24 protein-coding genes are annotated in these 24,862 nt (G+C 69.4%); 8 read left to right on the top strand and 16 right to left on the bottom strand.

Going from position 1 to position 24,862, the window contains the following annotated elements; genetic code table 11:
* The first annotated feature begins 109 nt into the window (after positions 1–109).
* Both AC07VM_RS15515 and AC07VM_RS15510 read left to right on the top strand, forming a co-directional pair.
* Positions 110–1,462 (top strand): DUF349 domain-containing protein, encoded by a 1,353-nt coding sequence (locus AC07VM_RS15515; RefSeq protein WP_494912105.1) that lies wholly within the window; start codon positions 110–112, stop codon positions 1,460–1,462.
* A gap of 64 nt (positions 1,463–1,526) precedes the next feature.
* Positions 1,527–2,078, top strand: a complete 552-nt coding sequence (locus AC07VM_RS15510) for a type IV toxin-antitoxin system AbiEi family antitoxin (RefSeq protein WP_267414590.1) — start codon at positions 1,527–1,529, stop codon at positions 2,076–2,078.
* Here the strand turns inward: AC07VM_RS15510 and AC07VM_RS15505 are convergent.
* From AC07VM_RS15505 to AC07VM_RS15465, 9 genes are all read right to left on the bottom strand, one after another.
* Entirely contained in the window at positions 2,065–4,317 is a 2,253-nt protein-coding gene (locus tag AC07VM_RS15505; protein WP_267414592.1) for a RelA/SpoT family protein, read from the bottom strand. The genes AC07VM_RS15510 and AC07VM_RS15505 overlap by 14 nt on opposite strands.
* 67 nt (positions 4,318–4,384) lie before the next feature.
* A complete protein-coding gene (gene secF / locus AC07VM_RS15500) occupies positions 4,385–5,374 on the bottom strand; it encodes a protein translocase subunit SecF (RefSeq protein WP_267414594.1) in 990 nt (329 codons plus the stop codon).
* A complete protein-coding gene (gene secD / locus AC07VM_RS15495; protein ID WP_494912104.1) occupies positions 5,374–7,122 on the bottom strand; it encodes a protein translocase subunit SecD in 1,749 nt (582 codons plus the stop codon). The genes secF and secD overlap by 1 nt, the downstream gene beginning before the upstream one ends.
* Before the next feature lie 55 nt (positions 7,123–7,177).
* Positions 7,178–7,579 carry a preprotein translocase subunit YajC gene (locus tag AC07VM_RS15490; protein WP_267414598.1) on the bottom strand — a complete coding sequence of 134 codons (402 nt, stop codon included), beginning with the start codon at positions 7,577–7,579 and terminating at the stop codon, positions 7,178–7,180.
* Between the two features lie 72 nt (positions 7,580–7,651).
* Positions 7,652–8,677, bottom strand: coding sequence for a Holliday junction branch migration DNA helicase RuvB (gene ruvB, locus AC07VM_RS15485; RefSeq protein WP_267414600.1), 1,026 nt, complete (start codon positions 8,675–8,677; stop codon positions 7,652–7,654).
* Complete coding sequence (gene ruvA / locus AC07VM_RS15480; protein WP_494912102.1) at positions 8,670–9,290, bottom strand: Holliday junction branch migration protein RuvA; 621 nt, start codon at positions 9,288–9,290, stop codon at positions 8,670–8,672. The genes ruvB and ruvA overlap by 8 nt, the downstream gene beginning before the upstream one ends.
* A gap of 9 nt (positions 9,291–9,299) precedes the next feature.
* The gene (gene ruvC / locus AC07VM_RS15475) at positions 9,300–9,881 is read right to left on the bottom strand and encodes a crossover junction endodeoxyribonuclease RuvC (RefSeq protein WP_267414604.1); all 582 of its coding nucleotides are present in this window, start codon (positions 9,879–9,881) and stop codon (positions 9,300–9,302) included.
* A 45-nt stretch (positions 9,882–9,926) separates the two neighbouring features.
* Complete coding sequence (locus tag AC07VM_RS15470) at positions 9,927–10,688, bottom strand: YebC/PmpR family DNA-binding transcriptional regulator (RefSeq protein WP_267418550.1); 762 nt, start codon at positions 10,686–10,688, stop codon at positions 9,927–9,929.
* Positions 10,689–10,796: 108 nt separating this feature from the next.
* On the bottom strand, positions 10,797–11,399 hold the full coding sequence (locus tag AC07VM_RS15465; protein ID WP_494912100.1) for a hypothetical protein: 603 nt from the start codon (positions 11,397–11,399) through the stop codon (positions 10,797–10,799).
* 104 nt (positions 11,400–11,503) lie between these two features.
* Between AC07VM_RS15465 and AC07VM_RS15460 the strand changes: the two genes are divergently transcribed.
* The 3 genes from AC07VM_RS15460 (at position 11,504) to AC07VM_RS15450 (ending at position 14,671) form a co-directional block, all read left to right on the top strand.
* Positions 11,504–12,874 (top strand): pyridoxal phosphate-dependent decarboxylase family protein, encoded by a 1,371-nt coding sequence (locus AC07VM_RS15460; protein ID WP_494912098.1) that lies wholly within the window; start codon positions 11,504–11,506, stop codon positions 12,872–12,874.
* Positions 12,875–12,921: 47 nt separating this feature from the next.
* Positions 12,922–13,608, top strand: a complete 687-nt coding sequence (locus AC07VM_RS15455; RefSeq protein ID WP_494912097.1) for a carboxylesterase family protein — start codon at positions 12,922–12,924, stop codon at positions 13,606–13,608.
* 115 nt (positions 13,609–13,723) lie between these two features.
* The gene (locus tag AC07VM_RS15450) at positions 13,724–14,671 is read left to right on the top strand and encodes an aminoglycoside phosphotransferase family protein (protein WP_494912095.1); all 948 of its coding nucleotides are present in this window, start codon (positions 13,724–13,726) and stop codon (positions 14,669–14,671) included.
* 76 nt (positions 14,672–14,747) lie between these two features.
* Here AC07VM_RS15450 and pdxT read toward each other — a convergent pair whose 3' ends face one another.
* Positions 14,748–15,359 (bottom strand): pyridoxal 5'-phosphate synthase glutaminase subunit PdxT, encoded by a 612-nt coding sequence (gene pdxT, locus AC07VM_RS15445; protein WP_494912093.1) that lies wholly within the window; start codon positions 15,357–15,359, stop codon positions 14,748–14,750.
* Positions 15,349–16,242 carry a pyridoxal 5'-phosphate synthase lyase subunit PdxS gene (pdxS, locus tag AC07VM_RS15440; protein WP_494912092.1) on the bottom strand — a complete coding sequence of 298 codons (894 nt, stop codon included), beginning with the start codon at positions 16,240–16,242 and terminating at the stop codon, positions 15,349–15,351. The genes pdxT and pdxS overlap by 11 nt, the downstream gene beginning before the upstream one ends.
* A 91-nt stretch (positions 16,243–16,333) precedes the next feature.
* Here pdxS and AC07VM_RS15435 point away from each other — a divergent pair, with 91 nt between their 5' ends.
* Both AC07VM_RS15435 and pdxY read left to right on the top strand, forming a co-directional pair.
* Positions 16,334–17,641 carry an aminotransferase class I/II-fold pyridoxal phosphate-dependent enzyme gene (locus AC07VM_RS15435; protein ID WP_494912090.1) on the top strand — a complete coding sequence of 436 codons (1,308 nt, stop codon included), beginning with the start codon at positions 16,334–16,336 and terminating at the stop codon, positions 17,639–17,641.
* A 46-nt stretch (positions 17,642–17,687) separates the two neighbouring features.
* Positions 17,688–18,539, top strand: coding sequence for a pyridoxal kinase PdxY (gene pdxY / locus AC07VM_RS15430; protein ID WP_494912088.1), 852 nt, complete (start codon positions 17,688–17,690; stop codon positions 18,537–18,539).
* A 171-nt stretch (positions 18,540–18,710) separates the two neighbouring features.
* On the opposite strand, the gene AC07VM_RS15425 is transcribed toward pdxY, so the two are convergent.
* From AC07VM_RS15425 to AC07VM_RS15405, 5 genes are all read right to left on the bottom strand, one after another.
* Complete coding sequence (locus tag AC07VM_RS15425) at positions 18,711–19,235, bottom strand: hypothetical protein (protein ID WP_494912087.1); 525 nt, start codon at positions 19,233–19,235, stop codon at positions 18,711–18,713.
* Positions 19,236–19,251: 16 nt separating this feature from the next.
* Positions 19,252–19,806, bottom strand: a complete 555-nt coding sequence (locus AC07VM_RS15420) for an HIT family protein (RefSeq protein ID WP_267414624.1) — start codon at positions 19,804–19,806, stop codon at positions 19,252–19,254.
* The gene (gene thrS, locus AC07VM_RS15415; RefSeq protein WP_494912401.1) at positions 19,803–21,728 is read right to left on the bottom strand and encodes a threonine--tRNA ligase; all 1,926 of its coding nucleotides are present in this window, start codon (positions 21,726–21,728) and stop codon (positions 19,803–19,805) included. Before thrS ends, AC07VM_RS15420 begins: the two co-directional genes overlap by 4 nt.
* Before the next feature lie 160 nt (positions 21,729–21,888).
* A complete protein-coding gene (locus tag AC07VM_RS15410; RefSeq protein ID WP_494912086.1) occupies positions 21,889–22,554 on the bottom strand; it encodes a response regulator transcription factor in 666 nt (221 codons plus the stop codon).
* Entirely contained in the window at positions 22,551–23,711 is a 1,161-nt protein-coding gene (locus AC07VM_RS15405) for a sensor histidine kinase (protein WP_494912084.1), read from the bottom strand. Before AC07VM_RS15405 ends, AC07VM_RS15410 begins: the two co-directional genes overlap by 4 nt.
* 162 nt (positions 23,712–23,873) lie before the next feature.
* Between AC07VM_RS15405 and AC07VM_RS15400 the strand changes: the two genes are divergently transcribed.
* Positions 23,874–24,824: an alpha/beta hydrolase gene (locus AC07VM_RS15400; RefSeq protein WP_494912083.1), complete on the top strand. Its 951-nt coding sequence runs from the start codon at positions 23,874–23,876 to the stop codon at positions 24,822–24,824.
* Positions 24,825–24,862 lie beyond the last annotated feature (38 nt).

Genomic DNA, 24,862 nt, shown 5'->3' with positions numbered 1-24,862 from the left:
TCGATAACGGTCGGGTCCGCTCCGGCGGCCTCACCCCGGGCGCTCCGTCGTACTAGGCTGAGCCTCGTCCTTTCCGCCTCCCGCGGCCCTACCGCGCAAGGAGAATCACGTGTCTGCCACCGAGCCCTCGAAGCCGACTCCGCCCGTTCCCGCACCGCCCGCTGTGCCGATGCCCCGCAAGGCGCCGACACCGGCTGCCGTCGCGCCCGTCGCCCCGGTGCCGGCATCGTCGTCGACATCCGCCGATTGGGGCCGTGTCTCCGAAGACGGCACCGTCGAGGTCCGCGAAGGCGATGCCTGGCGCGTCGTCGGCCAGTACCCCGACGGGACGCCGGACGAGGCTCTCGCGTACTTCGTCCGCAAGTTCGACGACATCGCCTTCAAGGTGCACGCGCTCGAACAGCGCCAGCAGGCAGGCGGCGCCACGGCGAGCGACCTCGCCAAGCAGGCTTCGCACCTGATCGACGAGGCGACCGATGCGGCTGCCGTCGGCGACCTCGCCGGGTTGCGCGACCGACTCACCGCCCTCACCTCCTCGCTCTCCGAGGCGACCGAGCAGGAGGCGCAGCAGGCCAAGGAGCTCGTCGACCAGGCGATCGCCGAGCGCACCGCTCTCGTCGAGAAGGCCGAGGCCATCGCCGCCCGCGACCTCAGCAAGGTGCAGTGGAAGCAGGTGACCGCAGAGCTCGGTGAGCTGTTCGACGCCTGGCAGGCCCAGCAGCAGAACGGCCCCCGTCTCTCGAAGGGCATCTCGCAGCAGCTCTGGAAGCGCTTCCGCGACGCTCGCGCCGTGGTCGACAAGCAGCGCCGCGCGTTCTACTCCGAGCTCGACGACGCGCACAAGAGCGCCCGCGACGCGAAGACCCGCCTGGTCGAGCGCGCCGAGGCTCTCGCCCCGCGCGGCACCGACGGGATTCCCGCCTACCGCACGCTGCTCGACGAGTGGAAGGCGGCAGGGCGCGCAGGGCGCAAGGCCGACGACGCTCTCTGGGCCCGCTTCAAGGCGGCCGGCGACGCGCTCTACGCGGCCCGCGCGGAGCAGTCCGCGGCGGAGGAGGCCGAGTCCGCTCCGAAGATCGAAGCGCGCCAGGCACTCCTCGAAGAGGCCAAGGCCGTCGCCGACGAGTCCAACATCAAGCGCGCTCGGGCCCTCCTCACGGGCATCCAGCGTCAGTGGGACGAGATCGGCCGTATCTTCCCGCGCGAGAAGGAGCGTGCCCTCGATGACAAGCTCCGCACGATCGAGCAGGGTCTGAAGGCCCGCGAGGACGTGGACTGGAAGAAGAACAACCCCGAGACCAAGGCACGCGCGAACGACATGAGCTCGCAGCTCCTCGAGGCCATCGAGAAGCTCGAGGCCGAGGTCGCCGCCGCGGAGAAGGCCGGCAACAAGAAGGCCGCGAAGGAAGCCGCAGACGCCCTCGAGGCGCGCCGCGCCTGGCTGAACGCTCTCGGCGGCTGAGCGGTTTCTCCACAGTCGCCCGCGACCACCGAAGACGCGGGGTGCACTACGCCAGACTGGCGTGATGCACCCCGCGTTTCTGTATGTTCCGGGCGGGCGGCTGAGCCAGTCCGAGCTGAGCGCCGCCCGGCTCGACGGTCATGTGGTCGAGGTCGGCGATGCCTACATCCCGGCAGACCTGGTGGAGGGTCCGGATGTCCGCGCCGGCGCGATCGCCACGCTCGTGCAGGCGGGCACGGCCGCCTGCGGACCGACCGCCGCCTGGATCCACGGCGCCGGTGACGCTGCCCCGGGTGTGCATCATGTGCGGCGCTGCGTCGAGCGACGCCTCCGCCCCCTGACCTGCGCGCGCCTGATCTTCCACGACACCATGGTCCCCGCCGTCGACGTCGCGATGATCGGCGGGATCCCGGTCACGACCCCGACGCGGACCATGCTCGATCTCGCGACCACGCTGCATCGCGATCCTCGGGTGCTGACCTGGATGAGCCGCCTCGCCGTCGCCTGCCCCGGCACGGCCGAGGCTGCGGCAGAAGCGCTCCGTGCACGCCGGCGCGTACCGGGAAGCCGGGCGGGCCTGGCTGCGCTCGAAAGGCTCGCCGTCAGGACGAGGTGACGCGGTACACGTCGTACACGGCGTCGATGCGCCGCACGGCATTGAGCACCCGGTCCAGGTGCACGGCGTCGCCCATCTCGAACACGAACCGGCTCAGGGCCAGCCTCTCGTCGGTGGTCGACACCGTCGCCGAGAGGATGTTGACGTGGTGCTCGCTGAGGACCCGGGTGACATCGGAGAGCAGCCCGGAGCGGTCGAGAGCCTCGACCTGGATCTGCACGCGGAACACGCTCTTGGTGGTCGGCGCCCACGACACCTCGACGAAACGGTCTTGCTCCGCGCTCAGCGCCTTGACGTTGACGCAGTCCGCGCGGTGCACGGAGACGCCGCTGCCCCGGGTGACGAAACCGACGATCGCGTCGCCCGGAACCGGGGTGCAGCACTTCGCCAGCTTCACGAGGATGTCGTTGGCTCCGCGCACGAGCACACCGGAGTCGCCGGATCGCGGCTCCCGCGTCGGAACGCTGCCGGGGAGATCGATGGCGCCGGTCGTCGGATCGTTCGCCGCGACGAGGGCCGTGACCTTCTCCAGCACCGACTGGGTGGAGACGTGTCCTTCGCCGACAGCGGCATAGAGCGCCGATACGTCTTCGTAGTGCATGCCCCGCGCCACTTCCGTGAACGAGTCATGGCTCATCAGACGTTGCAGCGGCAGGTTCTGTCGGCGCATCGCGCGGGCGATGGCCTCCTTGCCCTGCTCGATCGCCTCTTCGCGGCGCTCCTTCGTGAACCACCCGCGGATCTTGTTGCGGGCACGGGTGCTCGCGACGAAGCCGAGCCAGTCCTGACTGGGACCGGCGTCGGGGTTCTTCGAGGTGAACACCTCGACGACGTCGCCGCTCTTGAGCTCGGACTCCAGTGGCACGAGGCGGCCGTTGACCTTGGCACCCATCGTGCGGTGGCCGATCTCGGTGTGCACGGCGTAGGCGAAGTCCACCGGGGTCGCCCCGGACGGGAGTCCGATCACGCGTCCCTTCGGCGTGAAGACGTAGACCTCCTTCGCGCCGATCTCGAAGCGGAGGGATTCGAGGAACTCCCCCGGGTCGGCCGTCTCGGCCTGCCAGTCGGAGATGTGCGCGAGCCACGCCATGTCGGTGTCGGAGGCGCGCACCTCGGTCTTGCCGCCGCCGTTCATCCGCTCCTTGTACATCCAGTGCGCGGCCACACCGTACTCGGCCTGCTGGTGCATCTCGTGGGTGCGGATCTGGATCTCGACCGTCCGGCCCGCGGGGCCGATCACCGTGGTGTGCAGCGACTGGTAGAGGTTGAACTTCGGGGTGGCGATGTAGTCCTTGAACCGTCCGGGCAGCGGGGTCCACCGGGCGTGGATCGCGCCGAGCACCGCATAGCAGTCGCGCACGGAGGCGACGAGCACGCGGATGCCGATCAGGTCGTAGATGTCGTCGAACTCGCGTCCGCGGATGACCATCTTCTGGTAAACGGAGTAGAGCTGCTTCGGGCGCCCGACGACCTTGCCGCGGATGCGGAGATCGCGCAGGTCCTCGTCGATCTCCTCGACCACCTGGTTGAGGTACTTCTCGCGCTGCGGCGTCCGCTGCGCGATGAGGCTGTGGATCTCGTTGTAGATCTTCGGGTGCAGCACCGCGAAGGAGAGGTCTTCGAGTTCGGACTTGATGGCCTGGATGCCGAGGCGGTTGGCCAGCGGCGCGTAGATCTCGAGGGTCTCCTTGGCCTTCTTCGCCGCCTTCTCCGGCGGGACGAAGCCCCAGGTGCGCGCGTTGTGCAGACGGTCGGCGAGCTTGATGAGCAGGACCCGGATGTCCTTCGACATCGCGACGATCATCTTGCGGACCGTCTCGGCCTGCGCGCTCTCGCCGTACTTGACCTTGTCGAGCTTGGTCACGCCGTCGACGAGCATCGCGACCTCGTCGCCGAACTCGGCGGTCAGGTCGGTCAGGGCGTAACCGGTGTCCTCGACCGTGTCGTGCAGGAGCGCGGCCGCCACCGCACGCGGCCCGAGCCCGAGCTCCGCGAGGATCTGCGCGACCGCCAGCGGGTGCGTGATGTACGGCTCGCCGCTCTGCCGCTTCTGTCCCTCGTGCTTCTCCTTCGCGACCGCGTAGGCGCGCTCGATGACGGAGAAGTCACCCTTGGGGTGGTTCGCACGGACGGTGCGGATCAGGTTGTCGAGGTCGTTGATCCGGGACGCGCGGGAGAAGATGCGGGGAACCAGTCGTCGCAGACTCGAACCCTGCGATGACGTCTGCGGTTCCGCCATCAACTCACCTCCCGATCAGTTCATCCTACGCGTGCTGTACGGGCCGAGCGCCCGCCGAGGGGACCGCTCAGGCGTCGATCGCCGCCCGCTCGCGGGCCGCCCGCACGCGCGCGTCGCGCTCCTTGATCTGCGGCTCGTTCTCTCGGAAGAGCGAGTACAGCGGCGCGGCGACGAACAGCGTCGAGTAGGTGGCGACCAGGATGCCGACGAAGATCGACAGCGAGATGTCCGTGAGCGACTCGGCACCGAGCCAGAGAGCACCGATGAAGAGCACGGCACCGACCGGGAGTGCCGCGACGACCGAGGTGTTGATCGATCGCACGAGCGTCTGGTTCACCGCGAGGTTCACCGACTCCCCGAAGAGCCGGCCCGATTTCTCGCCGTCCTCCGTGGTGTTCTCACGCACCTTGTCGAACACGACGGTGGTGTCGTAGAGCGAGTACGCGAGGATCGTCAGGAAGCCGATCACGGCGGCCGGGGAGATCTCGAAGCCCGCCAGCGCGTACACGCCGACGGTGATCACGAGCACGTCGAGCAGGCCGAGGATGGCCGCGGCCGACATCTTCCAGGTTCGGAAGTAGATCGCGAGGATCAGGAAGGTCAGGGCCAGGAAGATCGCGAGACCCCACAGCGACTGCTTCGTGACGTTCTCGCCCCAGGCCGGGCCGATGAACGAGGAGGTCACATCGGCGGGCTCGACCTCGTACGCCTTGGCCAGGGCTTCGGCGACCTGCTGGGTCTCCTCGGCGCTCATCTGGTCCGTCTGGACGCGGATGTCCTTGCCGTTGAGGACGACGACCTTGGTCGCCGCGCCCGGGACGACCGACTGCACGGCCGTCGTGGCGGTGTCCTGATCGGTGGTCGCAGGGTCCTGCACGGTGAACTGCGATCCGCCGGTGAACTCGATGGAGAACTGGATCGGACGGACCAACGGCACGAGCGCGGACCCGACGACGAGGATGATCGCGATGATGAACCACAGACGGCGCTTGCCGACGAACGGGAAAGAAGTCTTGCCCGAGTAGAGATTGTTGCCGAACTCATTCATGGAAGGCATCAGTCGTCTCCCTCACTTCCGGCTTTCGAGGATTTATCGCCCGCGAGCGCTTCCGCGCGTTTGCGTTCCGCGATGGTCTGTCTGCGCTCCGCCTCGCCGCGGGAGCGGGTGTTCTTCGCCCCGCGCCCGGCGGACGCCGTCGCGACCTCCCGATACTGCGAGCGGCTGCGGTAGACGGCGCCGAGCGCTTCCGGGTCGAGACCGGAGAGCTTGTGTCCGCCGCCGAAGAACCGGGTCCTGGCGAGCAGCTGCATCACGGGGTGCGTGAAGATCACGAAGATGAACACGTCGATGAGTGTCGTGAGTCCGAGCGTGAACGCGAAGCCCTTCACGGTGGCGTCGGCCAGGATGTAGAGCACCACGGCGGCCAGGATGTTGATCGACTTCGAGATGTAGATCGTGCGCTTCGCACGACCCCAGCCGTCCTCCACCGCCGCGGTGATGGACTTGCCGTCTCGCAGCTCGTCTCGTATTCGCTCGAAGTAGACGATGAACGAGTCGGCCGTGAATCCGATCGAGACGATCAGACCGGCGACGCCCGCGAGCGACAGGCGGAAGCCGAGCCGCCACGCGAGGATGCAGATGATGATGTACGTCAGGACCGCCATCACGGTGATCGAGGCGATGATCACCGAACCGAGGGCGCGATAGACGATGAGCGAGTAGATCGCGACCAGCGCGAGGCCGATGAGACCCGCGATCAGGCCGATCTGGAGCTGCTGCGTTCCGAGCGTCGCGGAGATCGTGTCCGAGCTCTGCACCGTGAAGCTGAGCGGCAGGGCGCCGAACTTCAGCTGATCGGCGAGAGTGGTCGCGGACTCCTGCGTGAAGCTGCCCGAGATGCTGGGGCGTCCGTCGAGGATCACACCGTTCATCCGCGGGGCGCTGATGACCTGGCCGTCGAGCACGAACGCGAACTGATCGCGGGGCGAGAGGCCGTCGATGCGGTTCTGGTTCAGGCGCGTGCTGACCTTGCCGAAGGCGTCGCCGCCCTCGCCGTTCATGGTCAGCTGGACGATCCACGCGCCGGACTTCTGGTCGCGACCCGCCGACGCATCGGTGATGGCCGTGCCGTCGAGCTCTGTCGGCCCGAGGAGGAACTTCTGGGTGCCGTCGGGCGAGCACGCGATCAGCGGCTTGTCCTTCGGCTCGCGTGCCGGATCGTTGTCGGGGCTCGCGCAGTCGTAGGCCTGGAACTCCGCGGCGAGCTTCTCCGTGACCCAGGACAGGTCGCTCGCGTCCGTCGGCTTGGCCGTCGGCGTGGCGTTCAGCGTCGGGTCCGGGCTCGGGTAGGGAGTCGAGTTCCCGTCCTCGCCGACGAACTCGGTGCCGGCGGCCGTGGTGTACAGCACGGGCCGGAGCTCGAGCTGCGCACTGGCCTGGATGCGCTCACGTGTCTGCGCGTCGGCCTCACCCGGGATCTGGACGACGATGTTCCGTCCGCCCTCGGTCGTGATGTCGGCCTCGGCCACGCCCGAGGCGTCGACGCGCTGGCGGATGATCGCCGCGGCCTGGTCGAGCTGATCCTGCGTGGGATCCGCCCCGTCCTCCGTCTCGGCGCTCAGGACGATCTGGGTGCCGCCCTGGAGGTCGAGCGCGAGCTCGGGAGCCCACGAGCTCACCGGATCCCCGTCACCGTCCTTGAGGACGTACACGCCCAGCGAGTTGATGCCGAAGAGCACGCCGGTCACGAGGAGCAGGCCGAGCAGAACCCGCCAGGCGTGACGGACGGGAGAGGATGAAGCCACGTGTGTTCAGCTTTCTGGAAGGACGGGGATCCGAGCGGCCGCGCCGGCCGCGGACTTACTTGTCGTCGGCGTCGCGCTCGAGGCGGGCGCGGGTCTCCTCGGGAGTCTCGACGGCGGGCGCGATCGACTCGTCAGCGACGGGCTCGTCGATCTCGTCGACCGGCGACTCGACGACGACGTCCTTCGGCTCGACCACACGCAGGATCGCCTGGCTGTGCACGTCGATGATGGTTCCGGGAGCGATCTCGACGAGGGCCGGGGTGTCGAGGTCCTCGGGGTCGTACGCGACGATCGTTCCGTAGATGCCGCCCTGCAGCAGCACCTTGGCGCCGGGGACGGTCTTGGTGGCCTTCTCCTCCTGCTCGGCCTTCATCTGCTTCGTACGCTTGCGCGTGTTGAAGATCATGAAGATGAGGAGGACGGCGAGAAGGCCGAAGAGCAGGAATTCCATGGGCATGGGGGAAGCGCCTTTCTCAGGTGCACGCTCCAGCCTTTGGGCGCGCGAAGGTAACCGGGAAGTCTTCAGCGATTATAGGTCATCCAACTTAAGCATCCCGTCCGGATGCGGAACGCCCAGGTGCGAGTACGCCTCCGGCATGGCGACGCGCCCGCGCGGAGTGCGGCCGAGGAAGCCGATACGCACGAGGTACGGCTCGACCACGCTCTCCACGGTCTCGGCCTCTTCACCCACGGCCACGGCCAGCGTGCTCAGGCCCACCGGTCCCCCGCGGAAGCGACGGACGAGCGCCTCGAGCACCGCCCGGTCCAGCCGATCGAGACCGATCGAGTCGACGTCGTAGAGCTCCAGCGCCGCACGGACGTCCTGGATCGTCGCGGCACCGCCGCCGTGCACCAGCGCGTAGTCGCGCACCCGGCGGAGCAGGCGGTTCGCGATGCGGGGTGTGCCGCGCGAGCGGCGGGCGATCTCCGAGAGCGAGTCGGTCGGCAGATCCACGCCGAGGACGGCGGCGGAGCGGGCGATCACCTGTTCCAGTTCCGACTCCTCGTAGAACTCGAGGTGCCCGGTGAAGCCGAATCGGTCGCGGAGCGGGTTCGGCAGCAGGCCGGATCGCGTCGTCGCGCCCACGAGCGTGAACGGCGAGAGCTCGAGCGGGATGCTCGTGGCCCCCGCCCCCTTGCCGACCATGATGTCGATCCGGTAGTCCTCCATCGCGAGGTAGAGCATCTCCTCGGCGGAGCGCGCCATGCGGTGGATCTCGTCGATGAAGAGGACCTCGCCGGGAACCAGGCTGGAGAGCAGCGCGGCGAGATCGCCGGCGTGCTGGATCGCGGGACCGCTGGAGAGGCGCAGGGGGCGCTCGCTCTCGTGGGCCACGATCATCGCGAGCGTCGTCTTCCCGAGCCCCGGAGGGCCCGCCAGCAGGATGTGATCGGCGGGGCGGCTCTGGATGCGGGCGGCGTCGAGGAGTAGCTGCAGCTGACCGCGGACCTTCTGCTGCCCCACGAAGTCGCCGAGGCTCGTCGGACGCAGGGCGCCCTCGATCGCGAGCTCGGTCTCGTCGGACGGCTCGGAGGCGTCGAGGGGGTCAGACACGCGCCTGGCCTCCCTGCGCCGGGCCGAGGAGGGCGAGGGTGCGCCGGAGCAGCGCCGCGACGGAGCCGCGCTCCGCATCGGTGGCATCCGTGGCCGTCTGTGTCGCGGCCTCGGTGGCGACCTTCTCCGACCAGCCGAGACCGATGAGCGCCGCCGCGACCTGCGTCACGACGTCGGTCGCTCCCCCGGATGCCGGCTTCGACGGGCTCGCGAGGGCGTGCACCTTGCCGGCCAGCTGCACCACGATGAGCTTGGCCGTCTTGGGGCCGATGCCGGACACCCGTCGGAACGGCGCGTCGTCCTCGGCGGTGACGGCCTCGGCGATCTGGTCGGCCGTGAGATGCGACAGCACGCCGAGAGCGGACTTCGGTCCCACCCCGGTGACGCTGATGAGCAGGCCGAAGATCTCCAGTTCACCGCGATCGGCGAATCCGAACAGCGACAGCGCGTCCTCGCGGACGATGAGGCTCGTGTGCAGGAGGAGCTTCTCCCCCACCGTGGCGGTGTGCGCCACGTCGGCGGGAACGGCGACGGAGAACCCGACCCCGCCCACGTCGATGACGACCTGATCGGACGTCGTGTGCAGGACGACGCCGTGCAGAGAGGAGATCATCTGCTCAGCCTACGGGGTGGCTCGAACATAACTACGAGCGACACGCTCCGCGTCGGCCCAGGCGCGCTGCGCGGGCGTCAGCGCACCCTGCCCGGAGGCTGCGGGGCCCCCTCGACGCCAGGCATGGCACAGGGCGATGGCGAGGGCGTCGGCGGCATCCGCGGGCTGCGGGAGCGCGTCCAGGCGCAGGATGCGCGCGATCATGGTCTGCACCTGCCGCTTGTCGGCCGCGCCGTAGCCGGTCACGGCGGCCTTGACCTCGCTCGGCGTGTGCGTGGCGGCCGGCAGCCCGGACTCGGCGGCGATCAGCAGCGCCACGCCGCTGGCCTGCGCCGTCCCCATGACCGAATGCGTGTTCTGCTGCGCGAACACCCGCTCGACGGCCACCGCATCCGGACGATGCTCGGCGATCACGGCACGGATGCCGGCGGCGACGATCGCGAGACGATCGCCGGTCTCCGCATCCGGCGAGGACCGGATCACCCCGACGTGGACGAGCGTGCCGCGGCGCGAGCCGTCGACGTCGACCACGCCGACGCCGCACCGGGTGAGCCCCGGGTCGATGCCCAGGACGCGCAGAGAGGAGGTCACTCCTCCAGGCTAGGCGGCGGAACCGACACGGGGCGTGTGGCGCGCCTAGGCCTCGTCGTTCTCCAGCTCGGCCTGCACCTCGGGGGTGAGGTCGAAGTTGGTGAACACGTTCTGCACGTCTTCGCTGTCTTCGAGCGCGTCGATGAGGCGGAAGATCTTGCGGGCGGTGTCGGCGTCGATCTCGACCTTGAGGTTCGGGACGAACTCCACGTCGGCCGACTCGTAGTCGATGCCGGCCTCCTGGAGGGCCGAGCGCACGGCCACCAGGTCGGTCGCCTCGGTGATGACCTCGAAGCCCTCGGCGTGCGGCTCGATCTCCTCGGCACCGGCCTCGAGCGCCGCCATCATGACGTCGTCCTCGGTCGTGCCCTCGGAGCCGACGACGATGACGCCCTTGCGGCTGAAGTTGTAGGCGACGCTGCCCGGGTCGGCCAGCGTGCCGCCGTTGCGGCTGAGAGCCGTGCGGACCTCGGCGGCCGCGCGGTTCTTGTTGTCGGTCAGACACTCGATCATGAGGGCGACGCCGTTGGGTCCGTAGCCTTCGTACATGATCGACAGGTACTCGACGGCCTCGCCGCCGATGCCCGCACCGCGCTTCACCGCGCGGTCGATGTTGTCCTTGGGGACCGAGGTCTTCTTGGCCTTCTGAACCGCGTCGAAGAGCGTGGGGTTGCCCGCGAGGTCGGGGCCGCCGAGCTTCGCCGCGACCTCGATGTTCTTGATGAGCTTGGCCCAGGACTTCGCGCGCCTGGAGTCGATGATGGCCTTCTTGTGCTTCGTGGTCGCCCACTTGGAATGCCCGGACATAAGTCTCCGCTCGTCGTATCCGCCCCGGAGCGTGCCCAGGGCGTCGTCCATTCTATCGAAAAGCCACGGTCGCCCGAGCGGCGACCGTGGCGGACGACCACACGGCCGTCATTCGCGCGGGTCTCGGCCCTGCAGCGTCACCGGGGCAGCGCCGATCTGCAGCATCATGCGCGATTCGTCGCCACGCGCGACCCGGACGTGCTCGGTGATGTACCCCGCGATCTCGTCGCTCGGCTCACCCGCGGCACAGGTTCCGACGGCGGCGTTCGCCTGACGGACCAGCGCCATCATCATCGGGACGCGCTGCAGCAGGCGATCGGCATCCCCGGGCTTGTCGACCGCTTCGGCGATCGCTCGCTCGCCCTTCGCCTGGTAGTCGCAGGCGAGCACGTGGGCTGCTCCGAACGCGGCCTGCTCCCGCAACGGGGCGGTCGGGTCGTGCAGCGCGTAATAGCGCGCGACCTCGTCACGAAGCCAGGGCGCCAGCGGCAGCAGGGACTCCTGCGTCGCCTGGTCGAGCTCGCGGCCCTGCAGCGTCGGCTCCAGGGCCGCCACGATCGCGTCCATCCATCCGCGGAGCGCAGTGGTCCGTGCCTCGTCCTCGGCCGTGCCGCTGATCATCGCCGAAGCGCGATCGTAGACATGCAGTCGCTGCAGATTCATGTAGAGGTTGTTCAGGCCGATGAGTTGCCATTCCCGTGCGCTGATCATGTGATCGAGCCTACTGATGACCATCGGGCTCCTCGCGAGCCGGCGCGAGCGTGCGGCCTCTGGCGCGAGACGGCACCCGGGTGTAGGCCTGAGGCATGAACGGGATGGCTCCTGACGACAGGTCTCGTGCGCTCGACGCCGCGCATCACGCCGCGCTCCGCTTCCTGGACTCGGTCGCCGAGCGACCGGTGTGGCCTCGGGCATCACTCGACGACATGCTGGCCGAGTTCGGCGGCCCGCTCCCCGACCACGGACTGGACGCCCCGGCAGTGATCGAGGAGATGGCCGTGCTGGCCGATCCCGGGCTCGTGGCGATCCCCGGCGGCCGATTCTTCGGCTTCGTGATCGGCGGCACCCATCCGGCAGCCCTGGCCGCGGACTGGCTCGTCTCGGCGTGGGATCAGAACTCGGGATCGTCGACCCTCACACCCGCCACGGTCGCGATGGAACGCGTCGCCGGGCAGTGGATGCTCGACCTCTTCGGTCTCCCGGCGACCGCCAGCGTCGGCTTCGTCACGGGTGGGCAGCTCGCCGACTTCACCTGCCTCGCCACCGCGCGGCACGCTGCGCTGGCGCGCGCGGGATGGGACGTCGCCGAGCAGGGATTCCGCGGTTCTCCCCCGCTGCGCTTCGTCGTCGGCGCCGACCGACACGGCTCCGTCGACCGCGCCGCACGCTTCCTGGGGATCGGGCGCGCGGAGCTGACGGTCGTCCCCTCGGACGGCCAGGGACGCATGAGCGCCGATGGGCTCGAGCAGGCTCTCGTCGGCGGAGAGGGACCCCTCATCGTGTGTCTGCAGGCGGGAGAGGTGCACACCGGCGCCTTCGATGACTTCGCCGCGCTGATCCCGATCGCGCACCGACACGGCGCCTGGGTGCACATCGACGGGGCCTTCGGTCTGTGGGCGGCAGCGTCTCCCGCCCTGAGCCGTCTCACGACCGGCATGGCGGACGCCGACTCCTGGGCGACCGACGCCCACAAGACGCTGAACGTGCCGTACGACTGCGGCATGGCGATCGTGCGCGATCCGGCCGACTCCATCGCCGCGTTCCGCACCGGAGGCGACTATCTGATCTATTCAGGGCTCGACCCGTGGGACGTCACCCCGGAGCTCTCGCGTCGAGCGCGCGGCGTGCCGGCGTGGGCAGCGCTCCGCAGCCTGGGACGTTCGGGGATCGCCGGGTTGCTGGACCGCCTGCACGCGAACGCCGTGGCCATGGCGGCCGGGCTCGCGGCGATCGATGCCGTGCAGATCCTGAACGACGTCGAGTACACCCAGGTGATGTTCCGCGTGGACTCCGACGACGCCACGCGAGCGCTCGGCGCCGCGATCTTGGACGAGGGCACCGCGGCGCTCACCGGCGCCGAGTGGCGAGGGCGCGCGGCTCTGCGCTGTTCGATGTCGTCCTGGGCGACGACCCCGGCCGACATCGAGCGCACCGTGCAGGCGATCCGCGCGCTGGTCGCCGCATAGCGCATCCCGCTCTCTCACGAACCGCGCGAGTGGAGCAGGATGGATGCATGCGCCGATCGCGACACATCACTCCTGCCGACCGCTCATCGGACGTCCGCGACGGCGAGCCGACACCGGCGGACTCCTTGCGATACCTCGTGCATCTGCCGGACGAGTACGACGCCGATCCGGACCGGCTCTGGCCTCTCGTCCTGTTCCTGCACGGTGCGGGCGAACGCGGCTCCGACCTCGACCTCGCCGCGGTGCACGGCCCACCGAGCTTGGCGGACGCCGGCCACGAGTTCCCCCTCATCCTCGTCACGCCCCAGTGCGCCGAGTCGAGTCAGTGGGTCACCGAGCTCTCGACCCTGTCCGTCCTGCTCGATGAGGTCGTCGCCGCACACCGCATCGATCCCGCCCGCGTCTCGGTGACCGGACTCAGCATGGGCGGATACGGGACCTGGAGCCTGGCGGTGCGCTACCCGGATCGGTTCGCCGCGATCGCGCCCGTCTGCGGCGGACTGTGGATGCAGAGCGCGGCGCCGATCCGCAGCCTGCCCGTCTGGGCGTTCCACGGCGACGCCGACGATGTCGTGCCGATCTCCGCCACGGAGCAGATCGTGACCGAGCTCCGGACGCTCGGGGCCGACGCGCGGTTCACGCGATACGCCGGCGTCGGTCACGATTCCTGGACCGAGACGTACGAGAACCCCGAGCTCTACGACTGGCTGCTCTCCCAGCGGCGCGCGTCCTGACGCTCGGGCGGTCGCACGCCGCTCGAGTCGCGTCGCGCCCGTTCGCTCCCATCCCTGCTAGCGTCGAGGAACTTCCGCACCGGCGGGACCGTCACGATGCAGGGGGCTCGGCACGATGAACGCAGGAGCGGACCGCCTCCGACCCGCCTGGGCCAGTCTTCCCCTCCCCCTCCGTGCGCAGATCGTCGCGGTGATCGGCGGCGATTTCGTGACGGACGAACCCGCTCACGGCGGCTTCAGCGCCTCGTACGCGGGTGTCGTGACGACCACCACCGGTCACGCGTTCGTCAAAGCCTCTGCTGCCGATTGGCACGCGGACTCCCTGCTCTTCCTTCGCGAGGAGATGCGCACCCTCGCTCATCTGCCGACCCCGATCGCCCCGCGCCTTCTCGCCGCCGTCGACGATGCCGTGGGTGCCGCACTCGTCATCGAGGCGATCGATGGGCACCACCCGGGCGAGCCGTGGACCATCCAGGACCTGCACGCCGTGGCGCGCGCGCTGCGAACCCTGGCGGCCACCCCCGCGCCGACGGAGATGCCCCGGGCGGAGGACCATATGGTCCCGAGCTTCACCCGCTGGAAGGAGATCGCGGCGGACCCGCACCTCCTCGGCGCACTGCCACACGATCTGCCGGCTCTTATGCCGCAGCTCCTACGCCTCGAAGAGGGCTTCGGCGACGCACTGCGCGGCGACGTCATCGTGCACGACGACGTGCGCGCCGACAACATCCTGATCAGCGACGGGCGAGCACACCTGCTGGACTGGCCGCACGCGCGCCGGGGGGCCGCGTGGATCGACCTGCCCTGTCTGCTGCCGAGCGTCGAGGCGTCCGGCGGGCCGTCCTGCGAGGAAGCATGGGGCGTCTTCCAAGAGCACGGTGCGCCACCCCAGGCCGCCCTGCTCCCCGTGATCTCCGCCTTCGCGTCATTCCTCTGGTACCAGCAGGCGCAGCCTGAGATTCCACAGCTTCCCGGCCTCCGGGCGTTCCAGCGCGCGCAGGCGCTCCCCGCCCTGCGGTGGCTCGCCGCGCTTCTCCGACGGGATCAGAATCGCGCGGCGTGACGCTCTCGCGCCGACGGCAGCAGCCCTTCGAAGCGAGACACTCCGCACGCTCGCGGTCGAGTGATCGCGATGCAGGCTATCGGGCGCCGACTCCCGCGAACGCACGTGCCTTCTCGAGGAAGCGCTCGTGGAAGCGCGTCTCCCCATCGACCTCGGGATGGAAGCTCGTGCCGAGGAGACTCCCCTGCTCGACGGCGACGATCGTGCCGTCCGCGAGCGAGGCCAGCACGTCCACGTGCGACCCGACGCGTTCGACGATCGGCGCGCGGATGAACGTCGCCCGCACGGCCTGCTCCCCCAGCACCGGGACGTCGAGTTCCGTCTCGAACGACTCGGTCTGCCGTCCGAAGGCGTTGCGGCGCACCTCGACGTCCATCCCGCCGAAGGACTCCTGCCCGTCGATCCCGTCGAGCACGGTGTCGGCGAGGAGGATGAGCCCCGCGCACGTCCCGTAGACCGGAAGTCCCGCCGCGATGCGCTCGCGGATCGGACCCTGCATGCCGAAGATGCGGGACAGCTTGTCGATCACGCTGGACTCGCCGCCGGGGAGCACGAGCCCGTCGACCGAGGCCAGCTCCTCGGGGCGACGCACGAGCACGACGTCGGCACCGAGGCCCGCGAGTAGGGCGGCGTGCTCGCGCACGTCGCCCTGCAGCGCGAGCACTCCGACGCGGGTGTTACCAGCCACGCTCGGCGAGCCGGTGGGGTGCGGGAAGCTCGCTGACGTTGATGCCGACCATCGCCTCGCCGAGACCGCGCGAGACCTCGGCGATGACCTTGGCGTCGTCGTAGAACGTCGTCGCCTTGACGATCGCCTTGGCGCGCTCGACCGGGTTGCCGGACTTGAAGATGCCCGATCCGACGAAGACGCCGTCGGCGCCGAGCTGCATCATCATCGCGGCATCCGCCGGGGTCGCGACCCCTCCGGCCACGAAGAGCACGACGGGGAGCTTGCCGGTCTCGGCGATCTCGGCCACGAGCTCATAGGGCGCCTGCAGCTCCTTGGCCGCGACGAACAGCTCGTCCTTGGGGAGAGCCGTGAGGGCGGCGATCTCGCCGCGGATCTTGCGGATGTGCTTCATCGCCTCGGAGACGTCACCGGTGCCGGCCTCGCCCTTGGAGCGGATCATCGCGGCGCCCTCGTTGATGCGGCGCAGCGCCTCGCCCAGGTTGGTGGCACCGCACACGAACGGCACCGTGAAGCCGTACTTGTCGATGTGGTTGACGTAGTCCGCGGGCGAGAGCACCTCGGACTCGTCGATGTAGTCGACGCCGAGCTCCTGCAGGACCTGTGCCTCGACGAAGTGTCCGATACGGGCCTTCGCCATCACCGGGATGGAGACCGCGTCGATGATGCTGTCGATCATGTCGGGGTCGCTCATGCGCGAGACGCCGCCCTGAGCGCGGATGTCGGCGGGCACGCGCTCGAGCGCCATGACGGCGACGGCTCCGGCGTCTTCGGCGATCTTCGCCTGCTCAGCCGTGACGACGTCCATGATGACGCCGCCCTTGAGCATCTCGGCGAGGCCGCGCTTGACGCGCGAGGATCCGGTGGTGGTCTGATCGGTCATGGGGGAACTCCTGTCGGATGCACCGAAGTCGGGTTTGATCTATGTCAAACATAGCACTGTCCGATTCGACCTAGAATCGCAGAGGAGGACCATGAGCGACCAGATCACAGGCACCACCGCGTCGGAGATCGCCGACAGCGTGCGGGCGTTGCGCGACCGCGGAATCCTCCAGCCCGGCAGCCTGCTGCCTCCGGTGCGGGAGCTGGCGGCCACGCTCGGCGTCAACCGCAACACCGCCGTCGCCGCGTACCGGCAGCTCGCGCAGGCCGGCCTGGTGATCTCGCGGGGCCGCGCCGGCACGGTCGTGGCCGGACTCGAGACGGTGGCGCAGGAGGGCTACGCCCCCGACACCGTGCTGCGCGACATCGGCACGGGCAACCCCGACCCGCGCCTCATCCCCGACCCGGCACCGGCCCTGATGACGATCGCCTCGCGCCCCGTGCTGTACGGAGAGCCCGTGATCGATCGCGGACTCGACGAGTGGGCGCGGCGGTGGATCGCGACCGACCTGGCCGACGTCGACTTCCGCATCACCATCACCAGCGGAGCCGTCGACGCGGTCGAGCGGCTGCTCGCACAGGCGCTGATGCGCGACGACGCGGTGGCTCTCGAGGACCCCTGCTTTCTGGCGAGCATCCACACCGTGCGACTGGGCGGCTACCGCGCGGTCCCGGTACCCGTCGACTCCGAAGGCATGACCGTGGACGGGCTGCGCGCGGCGCTGGACGCGGGTGTCCGCGCCGTCATCTGCACCCCGCGGGCGCAGAACCCGACCGGAGCGAGCCTCACCGCGACGCGGGCGGCAGAGCTGCGCGCCGTGCTCGCCGACCACCCGTACGTGCTGATCATCGAGGACGACCACTTCTCGATGCTGTCCCAGCGGCCCTACGAGTCGCTCATCGGGCCCGACCACCGCCGTTTCGCGCTCGTCCGATCGGTGTCGAAGTTCCTCGGCCCCGACATGTGCCTCGCGATCGCCGCGACCGATGCCGAGACGGCCGAGCGCCTCGCGATGCGGCTGAGCCCCGGCACCACCTGGGTCAGCCACCTGCTCCAGCGCCTCGCGCTGACGCAGCTGACCGACGAGTCCGTGATGGCCGAGGTCGCCGGCGCGGCCGCGCACTACGCGGAGCGGAACACCGCCTTCGCGGATCGACTGCGCGCCGGAGGCATCGACGCGACGGCATCCGACGGGCTGAGCCTGTGGGTCGAGCTCGGGCAGCCCGCCCGGACCGTCGCCGACCGTCTGATGCGGCGCGGGTGGCTCGCACGCACCGGCGACGACTTCGCCCTCGACGACCGCGCCGAGCCGTCGCACCATCTGCGCCTGACCGTGCACGACCTGTCCGACGACGATGCCGAGGCACTCGTCGCCGACCTCGTCGCCGCCGGGCGATGACCATCCCGTGCGGGCACCGGCCCGCCCAGTACGAAAGGACCGGAGAATGAAGATCCTCTCCATCCAGTCGGCCGTGGCCTACGGTCACGTCGGCAACTCCGCCGCCGTCTTCCCGCTGCAGCGCATCGGCGTCGAGGTGCTCCCGGTCTACACCGTGAACTTCTCCAACCACACCGGATACGGCGCGTGGCGCGGACCCCTGATCGCCCCGGACGACGTGCGCGAGGTGATCACCGGTATCGAGGAGCGTGGTGTCTTCGGCGGCATCGATGCCATCCTCAGCGGCTACCAGGGCGGCGAGGGCATCGGCGACGTGATCATCGACGCGGTCTCCCGCGTGAAGGCCGCCAACCCGAATGCCCTGTACGCGTGCGACCCGGTGATGGGCAACGCGAAGTCCGGGTGCTTCGTCGCCCCGGCCATCCCGGTGCTCCTGCGCGAACGCGTGGTGCCGGTCGCCGACATCATCACGCCGAACCAGTTCGAGCTCGGCTTCCTCACCGACACCGAGCCGGACACGCTGGAGTCGACGCTCGCCTCGGTCGACCTCGCGCACGCGATGGGTCCGCGCACGGTGCTCGTGACGAGCGTGGAGCGCCCGGACCGCGAAGAGGGCACGATCGAGATGCTCGCCGCCGATGAGCACGGCGCCTGGATCGTGCAGACCCCGCACCTGCCGATGAAGGCGAACGGCTCGGGCGATGTCACGGCGGCACTGTTCACCGCGCACTATGTCGAGACCGGGAGCGCCAAGACCGCGCTCGAGCGCACCGCGTCCAGCGTCTACGACCTGCTCAAGGCGACGCTGGAGTCCGGTGAGCGCGAGCTGCAGCTCGTCGAGGCGCAGGAGTTCTACGCCAACCCGCAGATGCAGTTCACCGCGCGTCAGGTGCGCTGACCCGGGGACGTTTCGTCTCGTCGCTGCGCTCCTCGCTCAACGACCGTCCGTTCGGGCGGGAGGCCTTCGCCCACCGCCCGGTCGTTGAGCGAGCGCAGCGAGACGAAACGCACACCACCCGGTCGTTGAGCGAGCGCAGCGAGACGAAACGCGCTCCACCCGGTCACTCGGTCACCCGGTAGGGATCGGGAGCTCTCGATACGCCGCGATCCAGTCGGGGTAGTCGGCGGGGCACAGGTACTGCATACCCGAGATCGCGAGGCCACCGAGCATGAACGGCAGGCCGGGGTCGCTCTCCTCGAACGCATCCGACCAGGTGCGAAGGATGTCCGACGAGTCGATGTGCGCACTGACCTGTGCGGCATCGACACGGTGCTCGTCCTCGATCGCCACCAGGCAGACGTCGATCGTGAGTTCGAGGCTCATCCATGCGACATCCTCGTCGGGGATGCCGGCCCAGACACCGCTCTCGATCACGTCGTCGACCAGTCGCTGCTGCTCGGGGGTCTTGGGGGTGAGCCGTCCCTCGTTCTCCCCGTAGCCCTGTGCGAGATAGAACGCGCGCCCCTCGTCCTCGACGCTCGTCGGCGTGGGCTCAGGGCTCGACGGCGGCGTGCAGGCGACGAGGAGGGTGGCGAGCGAAGCCGTGAGGCCGAGGAGCACCACGGATGCGACGCGTCGCGAGGGCAGAGTCATCGATCGGGCGGTGCGGTCAGGCTTCGGGCTGCGGCCAGGCTGCCGCCACGGCCTCCCGCACCTCGCCGAGGAGCTGCGGCAGCGCCTTGGTCTTCGCGATGATCGGGAAGAAGTTGGCGTCCGAGGTCCACCGCGGCACCACGTGCTGGTGCAGGTGGGCGTCGACACCGGCCCCGGCCACCGCGCCCTGGTTCATCCCGAGGTTGAAGCCGTCGCACCGTGCCACCCCGCGCAGCACCCGCATCGCGGTCTGCGTGAGCGCGCCGATCTCGGCGACCTCCTCGGGGGTCGCCTGATCGTACGTCGCGATGTGGCGGTACGGGCAGACGAGCAGGTGCCCGGAGTTGTACGGGAACAGGTTCAACAGCACGTAGGCCGTCCGGCCCCGCGCCACGACCAGGCGCTCGGCATCGGGGAACTTCGGCGCCTCGCAGAACGGGCACTCCTCACGAAGCGGCTCCGGTCCCGCCTGGATGTACGCCATCCGGTGCGGGGTCCACAGCCGCTGGAACTCGTCCGGCACTCCGGCGAGGAGTCCGGCGTCCTCCAGCGGCTGCTCCCCCTCGGTCACGCCAAGTCCCCCGCCGTCTGCACGAGGGCGTGGGAGTCGATGGCGGCGCGGATGCGGGCCACGGCGTCCGCGATCGGCACACCGTTCTCCTGCGAGCCGTCGCGGTAGCGGAAGGACACGGTGCCGGCGGCACGGTCCTGCTCCCCCGCGATCAGCAGCAGCGGCACCTTGCCGGTCGTGTGGGTGCGGATCTTCTTCTGCATCCGGTCGTCCGACGTGTCCAGCTCGGCGCGGACGCCCTGCGAGCGGAGCGTGCCGACGACCTCGCCGAGGTAGTCGGCGAAGTCGTCCGCGACGGGGATGCCCACGACCTGCAGCGGCGACAGCCAGACCGGGAAGTCACCGGCGTAGTGCTCGAGCAGGATCGCGAAGAATCGCTCGATCGAGCCGAAGAGCGCACGGTGGATCATGATCGGGCGCTTCTTCTGCCCGTCCTTGTCCATGAACTCCAGGTCGAAGCGCTCGGGCAGGTTCGGGTCGACCTGGACGGTCGAGAGCTGCCAGGTGCGACCGATCGCGTCGCGCGTCTTGAGGTCGATCTTCGGACCGTAGAACGCGGCCTCTCCGGGGACCTCGGTCAGCTTGAGGCCGGAGGCGACGGCGACGCGACGCAGGGCGTCGGTCGACGACTCCCAGAACTCGTCGGAGCCGATCCACTTCGACTTCTCGTCATCCTTCATCGACAGTTCGAGCTCGAAGTCGGTCAGACCGAAGTCGCGCAGCATCGAGAGGATGAACTCGAGGACCTTGGCGACCTCGGCCTCGAGCTGGTCGGGCGTGACGAACAGGTGCGAGTCGTCCTGGGTGAAACCGCGCACACGGGTGAGGCCGTGGAGCGCGCCGGAGAGCTCGTTGCGGTACACGGTGCCGTTCTCGGCGAGCCGCAGCGGCAGGTCGCGGTAGCTGCGCGCACGCTCCTTGTAGATGAGGATGTGCATCGGGCAGTTCATGGGCTTCAGGTAGTAGTCCTGACCCTGCTTGGTGATGTTGCCCTCGTCGTCGCGCTCCTCGTCCATCACGATCGGCGGGAACATGCCCTCCTTGTACGTGACGAGGTGGTTCGAGGTGAGGAAGAGGTCTTCCTTCGAGATGTGCGGCGTGTACACGTAGGTGTAGCCGCCCTCGATGTGGCGCTTGCGCGCGTGCTGCTCCATCTCGCCGCGGATGACGCCGCCGCGAGGGTGCCAGACCGAGAGACCGGAGCCGATCTCCTCGGGGAACGAGAACAGGTCGAGCTCCTTGCCGAGGCGACGGTGGTCGCGCTTCGCGGCCTCCTCCAGACGGTGCTGGTAGGCGCGCAGCTCGTCCTTGGTGGGCCAGGCGGTGCCGTAGATGCGCTGCAGCTGCGGGTTCTTCTCACTGCCGCGCCAGTAGGCGGCCGCGATGCGGGTGAGGTCCCAGCCGTTGCCGATCATGCGGGTGTTCGGCAGGTGCGGACCGCGGCAGAGGTCCTTCCAGACGACCTCGCCGTCACGGGTGGTGTTGTCGTAGATCGTGAGCTCGCCCTCGCCGACCTCGACGGAGGCGCCTTCCGCGGCTTCCTTCCCGCCCTTGAGGCCGATGAGCTCGAGCTTGAACGGCTCGTCCGCGAGCTCGGCGCGCGCCTCGTCATCGGTCACGACACGGCGCACGAAGCGCTGGCCTTCACGGACGATGCGCTGCATCTCCTTCGTGATGGCCTTGATGTCCTCGGGCGTGAACGGGGTCTCGACGCCGAAGTCGTAGTAGAAGCCGTCCGTGATGGGCGGGCCGATGCCGAGGTTCGCCTGCGGGTTGATCCGCTGCACCGCCTGCGCGAGCACGTGTGCCGCGGAGTGGCGGAGGATGTTCAACCCGTCCGGGCTGTCGATCGTGACCGGCTCGACCTCGTCGGTGTCGGTCACGGTCGTGGCGAGATCCTTGAGATCGCCGTTGACGCGCATCGCGACGACGTTTCGGTCAGTGAACAGGGCGAAGCCGTCATTCGGCCGGGCGTTTTCAGGCACAGAAACTCTCCATCTGGGTCGGTACCCAGGTTACTCGCATGATCACGCGGTCCTGACCGCCGCACACGCCCGATCGAAGACGTGCCGCGGAAGGCGCTCAGCCTCCGGCGACGACGATTCCGGACTCGTACGCGAGGATCACCAGCTGGGCGCGGTCGCGCGCATCCACCTTCGACATGATGCGGTTCACGTGCGTCTTCGCGGTGTGCGGCGAGATGGTGAGCATCGACGCGATCTCCTGGTTCGTCCGGCCTCCGGCGACCAGCACCAGCACCTCCTGCTCACGGGCCGTCAACCGGGCGAGCACCTCCGCGTGGGCGCCCGGCGTCGGTGGGGTGGCTCCGCGCACCGAACGCTCGATGAGCGTGCGCGTCGCCGTGGACGACAGCAGCGACTCCCCGGCGTCGATCGTGCGCACCGCCCGGACGATGTCGTCCGGTTCCGCCCCCTTGCCGATGAAGCCGCTCGCGCCCGCGCGGAGAGCGGCGACCACGTAGTCGTCCTCCTCGAACGTCGTGAGGATCAGCACCCGGGGCTTTCCCTCCGGACGCGCGGCGCAGATCAGCGCGGTCGCGGCGATCCCGTCCAGGTCCGGCATCCGGATGTCCATCAGCACCACATCCGGGACGAGTTCGGCGGCGGACGCGACCGCTGCGCGCCCGGTGGCGGCCTCGCCGACCACGTGCAGGCCCCCGTCCGTGAGGATGTCGCGCACCGCCTGGCGGACCAGCGGCTGGTCGTCGACCACGAGAACCGAGATCATGCGCGGATACTCCGTCCGTTCGTGGGGAGGTGCACGGAGAGGACGAAATCCTCGCCCGTGCTCTCCACGGCCACCTCGCCCCGGACGGCGGAGACCCGTTCACGGAGCCCACGGAGCCCGTGACCGCTCGGCGAGGAGCGGACGACACTCGGATCCACCGGATTCGCGACCGTCAGAGCGAGCGCCTCATCGACGGCGCGCACCGTCACCGCGACTCGCCCTTGCGCGCCGTGCTTGTGCGCATTCGTCAGCCCTTCCTGCACGACCAGATACGCGACATGGTCGCTCGCCGGGGACATCGCCACGGCGTCATCCTCGCGCCGCAGGTCGACGCGGAGACCGACCTCCTCGAACCGCTCGACCAGGGCGTCGAGGTCGGCGAGCCCATGCTGCGGACGGAGATCGGAGGGGTCGTCGCCGTCGTCCGCGCGCAGCAGCGACATGAGGCCGCCGATGTCGGTGAGCACCGTGCGCGATGCGCTGCGGATCGTCGTGAGAGCCTCCCGGGCACGTTCGGGCCTGCTCTCCACGGCGGATGACGCCACCCCGGCGTTGAGGCTGATCACCGAGATCTGGTGCGCGACGACGTCGTGCAGATCCCGGGCGATCCGCACCCGCTCCTCCATCACCCGGCGCCGCGCCTCGTCGTCGCGGCTCTGCTCGGCACGCTCGGCCCGCTCCGTCATCACCGCGACGAACTCCCGACGCGAGCGCGCGGCATCGCCCAGCGCACCGGCGAGCAGGAGGAACAGGACGAACTGGAGCGCGGCGGAGTCCAAGAGGTCGCCGTCCATGGCGAGGCCGTTCGAGAAGAACACGACCACTGCCGCGGCGACGACTCCGGCCGCGCCCACCAGCCGTCCGCGCAGATCGACGAGCGTGTAGCAGCTGAAGGCGGCCGCCAGGAGCGCACTGGGAGAGACGACACCGGCGAACGCGAGCACGATCGCGCAGAACAGACTCGCCCCGAGAGCCACGAACGGCATGCGACGACGGACCAGCACCGCCGCAGCCGGCAGGAGCGCGGGGACCAGCAGCCACCCGGTGGCCCGGAAGTCCTCGGCGGGGAACGGCAGGACGGCGAAGGTGACGACCACGGCGAAGACGATGACGCTCCGCAGCGCGGCCGCGATCCCCTGAGCTCCGGGCGCCGTCATCCCTCCAGTATTCCGCGGTTCTCCCGGCCGCGAGTCCCCCGTGAGGACGACCTCCGCATACCGCGAACGCGGTACGCGGGTGTCTGCACCGGGGGGACGCGCCGACGGACGCGACGAGGAACGCTGGAACAGGGTCGCACCGCGCGACCGGGAGAGGTGTCCATGAAGAAGTTCGCGAAGAGAGCGCTCATCACCGTGACGGCGATCGGTGCCGTGATCGCGGTGGGATTGGCCACCACGACGATCGTCAACGCCGTGGCGACGGGTGTCGAAGCCGATCGCATCGGGCCGTACGGCGAGACCGTGAGCGTCGACGGGCGCGACATGAACGTCCGGATCACGGGCGACGGGCCGGAGACCATCGTGATGCTGCCCGGATTCGGCACCGCCTCCCCCGTGCTCGACTTCGAGCCGCTGGTGGACGACCTCGCAGCGGACCATCGCGTGGTCGTGGTGGAGCCCTTCGGGTACGGACTGAGCGACGGGACCGACCGGCCCCGCACCACCGAGAACATCGTCGCGGAGGTCCACGAGGCGCTCCAGAGCCTGGACATCGACAGCTACGTGCTCATGGGGCACTCGATCGCCGGCATCTACGGCATCGAGTTCGCGAACCGGTATCCCGACGAGGTGCGGGCGTTCGTCGGCATCGACACCAGCGTCCCGGGCCAGCCGCACATGGACACCGTGTTTCCCACCGGCCTGATGGGGGCGGCGAAGAACCTCGGTCTCGTCCGGCTGCTCACCGCGTTCGGCGGCGCCGACGACGAGGAGTCCGTCTTCTCGGCGGAGTCGCGCGAGCAGATGACGCTGCTGAGCAACCGGAACTCCCTCAGCCCGACCTACCTGGACGAGATGTCCCATATCCGGACCAACTTCGCGGATGCGATCGGCACGACGTTCCCGGAGGATCTGCCCCTCCTGCTCTTCGCGGTGGCCGAGAACGAGACCACGCCCGAATGGCTGTCCCTCCACGAGGAGCAGGCGGCGACCGTGGCGGATGGAACCGTGGTGCCTTTGGACGGCGAGCACTATCTGCACCACACGCACTCCCCTGAGATCGCCGACGGCTTCCGGACCTGGGAGCAGGCACGAGGCCTCTCGGCCGGCTGACCGATCCGTCGCCGGTGCGCGTCGGAGGCATGGTGCTT

Source organism: Microbacterium sp. GW821-FHT01D02, from assembly GCF_059422585.1.
The sequence above is the reverse complement of the archived record's forward strand: the minus strand, read 5'-3'. Positions and strand labels throughout refer to the sequence as shown.